The organism is Listeria farberi (genome assembly GCF_014229295.1).
Taxonomy (GTDB): domain Bacteria; phylum Bacillota; class Bacilli; order Lactobacillales; family Listeriaceae; genus Listeria; species Listeria farberi.
The window spans coordinates 41,327-53,458 of sequence record NZ_JAARZL010000007.1; the positions used below are offsets into that span (position 1 = coordinate 41,327).

General features: G+C 39.7%; 8 protein-coding genes. 4 read left to right on the top strand and 4 right to left on the bottom strand.

The window, feature by feature from the left end:
• The first annotated feature begins 49 nt into the window (after positions 1 to 49).
• Entirely contained in the window at positions 50 to 1,156 is a 1,107-nt protein-coding gene (locus tag HCB38_RS14190) for an iron-containing alcohol dehydrogenase family protein (protein ID WP_185320008.1), read from the top strand.
• 2 nt (positions 1,157 to 1,158) lie between these two features.
• Entirely contained in the window at positions 1,159 to 1,677 is a 519-nt protein-coding gene (locus HCB38_RS14195; protein WP_185320009.1) for a GNAT family N-acetyltransferase, read from the top strand.
• Here HCB38_RS14195 and gltC read toward each other — a convergent pair.
• Positions 1,674 to 2,561 (bottom strand): glutamate biosynthesis transcriptional regulator GltC, encoded by an 888-nt coding sequence (gltC, locus tag HCB38_RS14200; protein ID WP_185620037.1) that lies wholly within the window; start codon positions 2,559 to 2,561, stop codon positions 1,674 to 1,676. The genes HCB38_RS14195 and gltC overlap by 4 nt on opposite strands.
• A 193-nt stretch (positions 2,562 to 2,754) precedes the next feature.
• Between gltC and gltB the strand changes: the two genes are divergently transcribed.
• The gene (gltB, locus tag HCB38_RS14205; RefSeq protein ID WP_185638850.1) at positions 2,755 to 7,347 is read left to right on the top strand and encodes a glutamate synthase large subunit; all 4,593 of its coding nucleotides are present in this window, start codon (positions 2,755 to 2,757) and stop codon (positions 7,345 to 7,347) included.
• Positions 7,348 to 7,361: 14 nt separating this feature from the next.
• The gene (locus HCB38_RS14210) at positions 7,362 to 8,831 is read left to right on the top strand and encodes a glutamate synthase subunit beta (RefSeq protein ID WP_185608198.1); all 1,470 of its coding nucleotides are present in this window, start codon (positions 7,362 to 7,364) and stop codon (positions 8,829 to 8,831) included.
• 46 nt (positions 8,832 to 8,877) lie between these two features.
• On the opposite strand, the gene HCB38_RS14215 is transcribed toward HCB38_RS14210, so the two are convergent.
• From HCB38_RS14215 to HCB38_RS14225, 3 genes are read right to left on the bottom strand one after another with little or no spacing between them, the layout of a single operon-like run.
• Positions 8,878 to 9,708, bottom strand: coding sequence for a carbohydrate ABC transporter permease (locus tag HCB38_RS14215; RefSeq protein ID WP_003729785.1), 831 nt, complete (start codon positions 9,706 to 9,708; stop codon positions 8,878 to 8,880).
• A gap of 17 nt (positions 9,709 to 9,725) precedes the next feature.
• Positions 9,726 to 10,619 (bottom strand): carbohydrate ABC transporter permease, encoded by an 894-nt coding sequence (locus HCB38_RS14220; RefSeq protein ID WP_003762776.1) that lies wholly within the window; start codon positions 10,617 to 10,619, stop codon positions 9,726 to 9,728.
• 60 nt (positions 10,620 to 10,679) lie between these two features.
• Positions 10,680 to 11,924, bottom strand: a complete 1,245-nt coding sequence (locus HCB38_RS14225) for a sugar ABC transporter substrate-binding protein (protein ID WP_185608197.1) — start codon at positions 11,922 to 11,924, stop codon at positions 10,680 to 10,682.
• Positions 11,925 to 12,132 lie beyond the last annotated feature (208 nt).

The window sequence follows — 12,132 nt, forward strand, 5'->3', positions numbered from 1 at the left end:
TAAATGTCGCAGCCGAATATCCGACCGTGCCAGACAGAAGGGATGATTTTTGTTGAATAAAGAATTGATTGTTCGCGGAGCTCCACAAGAGTATTTTTGCCAAGTAGACGCATGGGATACATTGCCTGCTCACTTAGAACGCCGCGGTTTGAAAAATGTTTTAGTAGTTCGTGGAAATGCGTCTTGGGAAGTGGCTAAAAAGAAATTCCCTGAATTATCAAGTGTTACATCTACTTTTGAAGTATATAATGGTGGTTCTACCTATGAGGAACGTGATCGTTTGGTAGCGATAATGAAAACAAATAATATGGATGCGATTATAGCAGTCGGTGGCGGAAAAATTGCTGATGTATGTAAAGCAGCAGCGGCAGTTTTACGATTACCAGTGATTATTTTACCAACACTTGCTTCCACTTGTGCGGCTTATACACCGCTTAGTGTGATGTATGACGTTGAAGGGGCAATGATTCGTTATGATGTATTCGCTAGCAGCAATGCTTTATTATTAATTGATCCGGAAATGATTTTAGATTCACCAAAAGAATTGCTTGTTGCAGGCATTGGCGATACGCTCGCTAAATGGTATGAAGCAGATGTGATTATTAAATCATTACCAACTAAATCCGTCGAAATCGAAATTGCTCATATTGCTGCTAAAATGTGCCGAGATAATTTACTGCAATTTAGTGAAGAAGCACTTAACGCAATGGATAACCAGGAATTAAATGAAGCATTCGTGAAAATTATCGAAACAAATATTTTAGTTGGAGGAATGGTTGGCGGTTTTGGGGATGATTATGGCCGTTGTGCCGGAGCGCATTCGATTCATGACGCGCTAACTATGGTTCCAGAAACACATCATTTATTACATGGTAATAAAGTAGCTTATGGAATCTTAGTGCAACTAGTTATCGAAAATAGATGGAATGAAATCGACCAACTAATACCGTTTTATTCCAAATTAAGTCTTCCAACTAGTTTGTATGATATGGGGCTTGCGACACTCGCAGAAGAAACGCTTGTGGCAGTATCTAAACGTGCAACTGAACCGCATGAAACAATTCATATGATGCCTGGAGAAATGACGGCTGATGTGGTATTAAATGCAATGAAACAGTTAGAAGATAGTATGGCAATGAAACGAGTGACTAAGTAAAAATGATTATTCGTAAAGAACAACCACAAGATTACGAGGCCATTCGTCGTGTGAATGAGGAAGCTTTTAAAGGCACTGTGGAAGCAGATTTAATTGAAAGTATCCGGACATCCGATTATTACCAACCGGGTTTATCCCTAGTCGCAGAAGCGGAGGATGGACTTATTGTTGGTTACATCATGTTTAGTGAAATTTCACTTGAAGCCGCGGGACGAAGTAGGTTTATTTTAGCACTTGCACCGCTTGCTGTTTTACCAACATATCAAGGGACTAGAGTTGGCTCAAGTCTAATGGAAGAAGGCATCCGCTTATCACGCGAAAAAGCATATCCAGCCATTGCAGTGCTTGGACATGCTAATTATTATCCGCGATTTGGATTTATTCCTTCTGAGCATTTTGCTATTCCTGCGCCATTTGATGTGCCTGCTGAATACTTTATGTTATTAGAATTGTATGATGGAAGCTTAGAAAATTTAGCCGGAACTATTCATTATCCACCCGCTTTTTCTGAAAATAATTAATGAGAAAAGAATGAAATAATAAAGGAACGGAACAAATTCTCGGAAGGGGATAGGTTCCGTTTTTTTGTCGTAATAATGCCAACGGAACGACGCAATTCTTTATCCCGTAAAGCGATACTTTTTGTTTCTTTAAAAATTGCACCATCTAAAATCATTTCTGGTAAAATGCTAATGCCAAGCCCAGCGCCGACCAATCCTTGAATTGTGTAAAAATCCCTGCTTTGAAAGGCTATCTGTGGTTCGAAGCCTTTTTTATTTGCCGCTTTTGTAACAATCTTATATAAATCAAAGTCTTCTGGATAAAGAACGAATTTTTCATTGGCGAGTTCTTTGAGTGAAACATTGAAATTTTCTGCAAGTGGGTGGGTTGTTGGAACGATTAATTTCAACTTTTCATCAAAAAAACGAATAGCTTCGATTTGTTCATTAGATTCAGGGACAGGTGAAAGAAAAGTCATATCAAGTACGCCATTCACAAGCATTTCGGTAAGTTCTTCATTTGTTCCTTCCATAAATTGGTAGGTGATTTGTGGATATTTTTCTCGAAAAGTAGAAATAACTGACGGCAAGACTTTGGTAGATAATGAATTGGGTAAGCCAACACGAACAGTTCCTTTTGTGGGATCAGTGTATTCGGTTACGAGAGCCTCCGCTTTTTGCAGTTCATTTAATGCGATGGTAGCTTGGCTCAGGAAATCTTGACCGACACTTGTAAGTTGCATATTGCGACCAATGCGATCAAATAACGGAACACCTAGTTCTTCCTCTAGTTTCGTTATCTGTCTACTAACGGCAGATTGGGCTACGTGTAAATTCTCACTAGCTTTGGTCATATGTTCGACACGGGCTACTTCCATAAAATACTTTAATTGTCGTAGTTCCATTTCTTACCTCCAATTGTTCTCGAAATGAGATTGTTTTATTCTATTATATATATTGTTTCGATAAATGAAAAGGAATAAAATAGATACTACAAGAAATGTAAGGTAAGCTGAATCGCTGGTTAATTGTCAGTTAATTTAAATAATTACCAGAAAAACCCCTGAAGGATTCGGTTTTTGAAGAGGAGGAACTAAGATGAAACAAACTAATTTACCAAAAAAACACGGCCTATACAATCCGGAAAATGAGCACGATGCTTGTGGAATTGGCTTCGTAGCAAATATTAAAAAGATTTCTTCTCATAAAATTGTCGAGCAAGGCATTCATATGCTTTGTCAGTTAAAGCACCGTGGTGGAGAAGTTGGTGGGGATACGGGCGATGGCGCTGGTATTTTACTTGAAATTTCAGATTCTTTCTTCCGACGTGAGTGTAGCAAATTAGGTATTAAATTGCCTGAAAAATATCATTATGCGGTTGGGATGTTTAATTTCCCTCAAAACAAAACAGAACGTGAATGTTTAATGGTCGAAACGGAAAAACTGATTGCGAGTGAAGGCCAAACTTTCCTTGGTTGGCGTAAATTACCAACTGATGTAACAAAGGTTGGTGCCGGTGCAAGAAAAACAGAACCAGCGATTTATCAACTATTCATTCAAAAAAAAGCTGAGCTAGATGAAGCTGGGTTTGAACGAGCACTTTATTTAATTAGAAAGCAAATCGAAAAATTTGCGGCGACTTCCGAACAAATTACAGAGACTTTCTACGTTCCAAGTTTATCAACGAGAACGGTTATTTTTAAAGGAATGCTATTACCAGAACAAATTAATCAATATTATTTAGACTTAGCAGATCCAGCGTATGTATCGGCTTTTGCGCTGGTGCATTCTCGTTTTTCCACGAATACTTTTCCAAGTTGGGAACGAGCGCATCCGTATCGTTATTTAATTCATAACGGTGAAATTAATACACAACGAGGCAATGTTAACTGGATGAAAGCTCGGGAGAAAAGAGCAGAATCTGATTTACTTGGTGAAGATTTAGCTAAATTACTACCAATTATAGATGAAAGTGGTAGTGATTCAGCTACTTTGGATAATGCATTAGAATTTTTAGTGCAGGCAGGACGTTCGTTACCTCATGCGGCGATGATGTTAATTCCAGAACCTTGGGACAAAAATCCACACATGACCGATCCAAAACGCGCTTTTTACGAATATCATAGTACGTTAATGGAGCCTTGGGATGGACCGACATCGATTTCATTTACAAATGGTCGTGTTATCGGGACGATTTTGGATAGAAATGGCTTACGGCCGGCACGTTATTACGAAACAAAAGACCATACAATCATTTATTCTTCGGAAACAGGTGTTGTGCCAGTGGATCCGAGTGAGGTTATTCGCAAAGAAACTGTTGGAGCAGGAACGATGTTGTTAATTGATTTAGAAGAAGGCAGAATTGTGTCAGACACTGAATTAAAGGAAGATCTAACTTTGGAAAAACCATATCGTGCCTGGTTAGATGCGGAAATGGCAGAAATCGCTGACTTAGTGACAGCAGATTTAAATTATGAAGCAATGGATAAGTCAGAACGCTTTAAAAAACAACGTGCATTTGGATACACACAAGATGAACTAAATAAAATTTTGATTCCGATGGTAACGGAGAAAAAGGATCCAATGGGGGCGATGGGTTACGACGCACCACTTGCTGTCTTAAGCCAACGACCACAAGTATTATTTAATTATTTTAAGCAACTTTTTGCCCAAGTAACGAATCCGCCCATTGATGGCATCCGCGAAGAAACAGTGACCTCTGCGATGACGCTACTTGGAGACGAAGGCAATATTCTAAATCCATCTGCTCAAAATGCAAACCGGATTCGCTTGAAAACGCCTATTTTATCTCGAAGGGAATTTAGAGCACTTGAGCAACAAACAAAATTTGCCCAACCAACTGTTACTTTACCAATTTTATTTAAAGCAGAGGAAGGGGATGGTTTAGCGGCACGTTTAGAAGTATTATTTGCAGAAGCAGATGAAAAAATCGCAGGTGGGGCAGAATTGCTTATTTTATCAGACGACGGGGTGAACGCAGATTGGATTGGAATTCCAGCCCTTTTAGCTGTCAGCGGCTTACATCATCATTTAGTTAAAGCTGGAACGCGAACTCAAGTGAGTATTATTATCAAAACGGCAGAAGCAAGAGACGTTCATCAATGTGCGCTTTTAATTGGCTACGGGGCAGACGCAGTATTTCCAAGTCTTGCAATTGATACATTTGATGGCTTAATTAAAGAAGGACGTATTAAAGGCTTCACGCTAGATGAGGCGGAAAGCCGATATATTGAAGCAATTACCGATGGGATTTTAAAAATCATGTCAAAAATGGGGATTTCTACCGTTCAAAGTTACCGTGGTGCCCAGATTTTTGAAGCGATTGGGATTGGCGATGATGTGATTAAAAATTATTTCCCGGGAACAGCCTCACAAATTGGTGGAATTCCACTGGAAGTTATCGCGCAAGAAGCTTGGTTGCGACACCGCGAAGCCTATCATGATATCGGGTACCAAAGTTTCACACTTAATACAGGCGGAGAGTATCAGTGGCGCTCAAACGGAGAATATCACGTATATAACCCACTTGCGATTCATTCTTTGCAACAAGCTACTCGAGAAAATGATCGAGAAACATATAATCTATATTCAGATTTAATGCAAAATCAAAATAATGCCTTTTTAAGGGGGTTATTAACGTTTACAAGTGACCGCAAGCCGATTCCACTGGATGAAGTAGAGCCGGCAGAAGCGATTTTTAAACGATTTAAGTCTGGCGCGATGTCTTATGGTTCGATTAGTCAAGAAGCTCATGAAGCGCTTGCTATCGCAATGAACCGTATCGGCGGGAAAAGTAATAGTGGAGAAGGCGGCGAAAACCCGAACCGCTTTATTCCTGACGCAAATGGCGACTGGCGTAGAAGTGCTATCAAACAAATTGCATCTGGTCGTTTTGGTGTAACAAGCCATTACTTAGTCAATGCCGAAGAGCTACAAATCAAGATGGCTCAAGGGGCAAAACCCGGTGAAGGTGGACACTTGCCAGGGAATAAAGTTTATCCATGGATTTCGAAAACACGTGGTTCAACAACAGGTGTAGGATTGATTTCACCACCACCACATCATGACATTTATTCCATTGAAGATTTATCTCAGCTGATTTTTGATTTGAAAAATGCGAATCAAAATGCGCGGATCAATGTGAAGCTAGTTTCGAAAACTGGTATTGGTACGATTGCTGCGGGTGTAGCAAAAGGAAATGCCGACGTTATTTTGGTAAGTGGTTATGAAGGCGGAACTGGTGCCGCGGCAAGAACCAGTATCCGTCATGCAGGAGTACCGTGGGAAATTGGCTTAGCAGAAACACACCAAACGTTACTTCTCAATGGACTTAGAAACAAAGTGGTTGTGGAAACTGACGGTAAGTTAATGACAGGGAAAGACGTCCTTGTTGCGGCCATGCTCGGCGCAGAAGAATTCGGTTTTGCAACTGCACCACTCGTAACATTAGGTTGTGTGATGATGCGTGTTTGCCATTTAGATACATGTCCAGTTGGGGTAGCAACGCAAAATCCTGAGCTTCGGAAAAAATTCAGTGGTTCAGCAGATTATGTCGTGAACTTCTTCCATTTTATCGTTGCTGAAATGCGTGAAATGATGGCAGAACTTGGCTTTAGAAGTTTAACAGAAATCATTGGACATAAAGAATTTTTAACTACTCACGAGAAAAAAGAAGCGCATTGGAAAGCAAAATATATCGATTTTTCGAATATGCTTTATAGCGATGATTTCTATAAAAACCAAGTCCAATATTGCACAAAACAACAAGACCACAAAATCAACCAAACACTCGATATGCGCGAACTTGTGCCATTAATTCAGCCAGCACTAGAAAATGGTGAAAAAGTAACTGGAATTTTCGATGTACGGAATGTTGACCGCGCGATTGGAACGATTGCTGGTTCCTTTATTAGCAAAAAATATGGTGCAGAAGGATTGCCGGAAGATACCATTTCACTCGATTTTGTTGGTTCAGCTGGACAAAGCTTCGGTGCTTATACGCCACTTGGCATGACGCTCCGAATTCACGGCGATGCCAATGACTATTTTGGAAAAGGGCTTTCTGGTGGTAAATTGATTGTTAGTCCAGATTATAGAACGCCAATTAAAGCTCATGACTCCGCGATTGTTGGAAATGTAACGCTTTACGGGGCAACAGGTGGATATGCGTATATGCACGGAAAAGCAGGTGCACGATTTGCTGTACGTAATAGTGGTGCAACAGCTGTAGTAGAAGGTATCGGCGACAATGGTTGCGAATATATGACAGGAGGTACGGTAGTTGTTCTCGGTGATATTGGTGAGAACTTTGCGGCTGGAATGTCTGGTGGGGTTGCTTACATTTATACGAAAAACAGCCAGGAAACAACTACAAAAATCAACCACGAACTTGTAAACAGGAGGTCTACGTTATCTGCACCAGAATTAGCTAAACTAAAACAATTAATCGAGCAACATGCTAACTTTACTGGAAGTGAGTTTGCAAAAGAAATTCTTAGTAACTGGGAAGATGAAAAGGCGAATTTCATTTTCGTCATTCCAAACGAATATGAAATGATGCTAACAAGAATAACTTCACTAGAACAAACTGGAAAAACCCATGATGAAGCAGAATTACAAGCTTTTTATGAACATAAAGATGGAAAATTAGTTGCCGGAGTGGCGAAATAGAGAGGAGTGAAACCATGGGAAAAGCAACTGGATTTATGGAATATGACCGAATTCCCTCTCCAGGGCGTGATCCGAAAAGTCGGACCCGTGACTGGAACGAATATAGTTTACCAATGCCGGTAGCAGATTTAACTTTACAAGCGGCTCGTTGCATGGATTGTGGCGTACCGTTTTGTAGTGTAGGAATGGAGATTAAAAACGGCGTATCAGGTTGTCCGCTGCATAATTTAATTCCAGAGTGGAATGATGCTGTTTACCGAGGGGACTGGTATGAGGCATTACAATTACTATTAAAAACAAATAATTTTCCAGAATTTACTGGTCGAATTTGCCCGGCACCGTGTGAAGGTGGCTGTACGGTGGCAATTTCGGAACCTGCTGTAGGGATTAAATCCATCGAAAAAGCGATTATTGACCGAGGTTTTGAAGAAGGCTGGATTAAACCGGCTCCTCCTAAAAAACGTACCGGTAAACGAATTGCTGTAATTGGATCAGGACCGGCTGGACTTGCCTGCGCCGATCAATTGAATAAAGCTGGCCATAGCGTAACGGTCATTGAAAAAAGTGATCGCATTGGTGGCTTATTAATGTACGGTATTCCAACGATGAAACTGGAGAAAGAACAAGTAACGCGCCGAGTGAACTTGATGACGGAAGAAGGAATCGAATTCGTCACAGGTGTTGCAGCAGGGACAGATGTTACTTTTGCAGAACTACGCGAAGAGTATGATTCTATCGTTCTTGCGACAGGAGCCGGTAATGCACGCGATATCCCACTTGCTGGACGTGATGCAGCTGGTATTCACTTTGCTGTTCCGTATTTATCGCAAAGCACGCGGGATAATTTGGACAACGGCGGGATCCAAACCCTCTCTGCTAAAGATAAAAATGTGGTAATTATCGGTGGCGGGGATACAGGCGCCGACTGTGTAGCAACTGCACTAAGACAAGGTGCAAAAAGTATTTATCAATTTGGTATTCAAGATAAACTTCCTGAATTACGTGCTGGAGAGAATCCTTGGCCACAATATCCACGCGTTTTTAAAATGGACTACGCGCACGAAGAAGCAGAAGCGGTATACGGAAGAGATCCACGTGAGTATCTCATTAATACTACATCTTTTGAAAAAGACGAGGCGGGCAATCTTGTAGGACTGCATACTATAGAAGTAGTGGAAAACAAGAAAGAAAGGAAATATATTCCTGTAGAAGGTAGCGAAAAATATTTTGAAGTAGATATGGTTTTAATCGCCATCGGTTTTGCAGGTACAACAGAAGATATTTTTACAAACTTCGGTGTAGGAAAAACAGAACGCCATACAATTGATGCTGCTAAAGGATTTTACCGTACAAGCGAAGAAGGCGTATTTGCTTGCGGCGATGCACGTCATGGTCAAAGCTTAGTAGTAACGGCAATTGCAGAAGGAAGAGAAGCGGCTCGTGAAGTTGACTTTTACTTGATGGGTGAAACATTTTTACCTTAATAAAAAAGAGCTTATCCTAAAAAAGGGTAAGCTCTTTTTTGGTCCATTATTTCATTCCAGAAACATTGAAGCCTTTTAAAATATATTTTTGGAAAGTCATGAAAATTAAGATGATTGGAATAACCATGAAGGTTGCCCCAGCCATTTGTAAGGCATAGTTGCTACCATATTGACCTTTTAATAATTGAAGTCCAACTGATAGGGTATAGAATTTTTCGTCGTTGGCGATAATTAACGGCCATAAGAACGAGTTCCAACCAGCGATAAAGGTAAGAATCCCTTGAACCGCAAGCACTGGTCTGGAAATCGGAATAACAATCCGCCAGAAAATGTAAAATTCACTAGCACCATCGAGCCTTGCTGCTTCTAGTAAATCGTCGGAAATGGTTGACATAAATTGTCGGAATAAGAAAATCCCGAATGCACCAACAAGTCCAGGAAGCACAATCCCTGTCATTGTATTCGTTAATCCAGCCGCATTAAGCAGCAAGTAAACGGGAATCATTGTTACTTGCCCTGGAATCATCATCGTAGCCAGAACAAGATAAAATAACTTGTTTTTCCCTTTAAATTTAAATTTAGCAAAGCCGTAACCCGCCATCGCATTTAAAAATAAACCGAAAAACGAGAAGAACACAATGATTAACGTATTTTTTAAGTAAATAGCAAAGTCCATTTCAGTGAATAGTTTGGTGAAATTATCTAGTGTAAAAGTTTCTGGCCAAATAGTAGGTGGGATTTTTAAAATTTCAGCATCCGTTTTCAAAGAGGAGAGCACCATCCAAATGAACGGTAAAATCATAAAGAATCCGCCAACCGTTAAAATACTAATGACGGCAATTTGAGCGCCGCGCGACTTTTGTCTATATTGATTCATTTATAAACACTCCTCTCTTAAATATCCCCATCATTATTTTTGCGCTGAATCCGGAATTGAATAATCGTGATAATAATAATCGCGATAAACAAGATAAACGATCCAGCAGCGGCATAACCAAATTTACTTAATTGGAAACCATTTTGATAAATAAAGAGTGCGACAGAGTTTGTACTATCAAGTGGTCCACCTTCTGTCATAACGAACGGCTCCTCGAAGAATTGTAACCAACCGATCATTGTTGTAACTGTTACAAAGAAAATCGCGAAACGAAGCATTGGAACAGTAATTTTAAATAGTTGTTGGCGGCTATTTGCTCCGTCAAGTGAGGCTGCTTCATAATATTCACGTGGAATGCCTTGAAGTGCGGCTAAGAAAATAATCATATTTACACCGATTGCTCGCCAAACAGCTAGGATAATCAGGGATAATTTTGCAATTGTAGGGTCTTGTAACCATGGAACTGGTCCTAGGTCTAAAAACGAAAGCAAATAGTTAAGTAAACCAAAGCGCGGATTATATAAGTAACTCCAAACAACGGCTACAGCGACAACGTTTGTAATTGAAGGAGTATAGAAAATTAACCGGAAAAATTGGAAAATCTTTGCTTGCGAAAAGTTAATCATAAGCGCAATACCAAGCGAGCAAACGATAACCAGTGGAACGCCAATAACTACATAGAAAAGCGTGTTAAAAATAGATTTTAAAAATACCGGGTCTTGCATAATATTGACGTAATTGTCCACACCAACAAAGTTAATTTTAGAGTAATCGGCAAGCCCGACTAAATCTATGTCCGTAAAACTGATGACAAAAGCAAGCAAAATCGGAAGTAGGGAAAACAGAAGAAGTAAAAACAGTGCTGGCGATATAAACAAATAGGGTGTATTTTTATTTAAAAATTGTTTCATAACATCCAGTCCATTCTAAAAGGGCAAATGGCAGAATAAATCATTTGCCCTTTTTATTCGTTATTTTTTAAGAAGTGCTTCTACTTGATCGTTGAAAGTATCCATTTGTGTTTGTACATCTGCACCACCACGATAAATTTGTTCCCAAGATTTTCCATATAATTGAGCGATTTCCTCAAATTGTGGGATAAGTGGCATTGGTTCAGCTGTTTTCATTTGTTCGCCGAATACTTTGTAGTAAGGGTCATTTTTCAGCATATCATCTTCCCAAGCATCCATACGAGCTGGCATGGAGTTTGTATCTTTTAACCAAGATAATTGCACATCAGGTTGACTCATGTAGTCCATGAATTTTAGAGCATCATCTTTCTTATCACTATATTTGAAAATGGAAAGGTTAGCGCCACCAAGGCTTGATTCGTTATTTTCTTTTTTAGGTAGTACAGCAGTTGCCCATTTTCCGTCAATGTCAGGGGCAGTGTCTTTCAGTGTATTAACCATCCAAGGACCACTCATGAACATTGGCACAATGCCGTCGCCGCCGAAGCTTTGAGATGCATCTAAACCAAGGTCAGTGTCTGGCGCGGAACCATTTTTAATGAAACTATCTAAATAAGTAACAGTGTCTACGAAAGGTTTTTTATTGAATACTGGTTGCCCATCTTTATCGAAAAGAGGGGAGCCGTTTTGACGTCCGAAAATGAAACCAGTCGTTTGTTCGTTTGGATCAATGGCAAAGCCGTACATATCTTTACCACGTTTAGAAAGTTTTAGTGCAGCGTCGGAAAGTTCGTCCCAAGTTTTTGGCGCTTCATTATAACCAACTTTTTTCAGTAAATCGGTACGGTAGAATAATACGCGAGTTTCTGCATACCACGGAACACCGTAAGTTTTGCCATCAAATTGAGTTGTTTTCACGGAACCAGGGAAAAATAAATCAGAATTCATATTTTTACTTTTTTCGACATCTTTTGTAATATCTAGTAACGCACCAGCTTCGACAAATTCAGGCATCCAAGTAGTTCCCATTTGGACTACATCAGGACCGGATTTAGAAGCAACAGCTGTAAGTAATTTATCATGTGCATTTGCCCAAGGAATAACTTGAACTTTGACTTCGATGCCAGTATCTTTCGTGAATTTTTGTGCGAGTTCTTTTAATGACTTGGCTTCATCTCCCATTGCCCAAACATTTAATACTTTAGAATCGCTGGAATTCACATCATCCTTTGACCCGCCACACGCCATTAATACCAAACTAAGCGATAACACTAAAGCTAATACGACAAACATCTTTTTCTTCATGATTTTTCCTCCATTTTTTTGTTTTTTTCAAAGCAACTTGACTAGCTAAAAGCTGTTAAAGAATAAAAACTGTTGTACGGAACTTGAGCGCCGTACGGGATGAAGCAAATTGTGAAAATAAATTCACATACACAATATTTTATAGAAACGTTTCGACAAGGTTATTATAGTATATAATGTAATCGGTTTCAAGTAAATTGTTATTTTA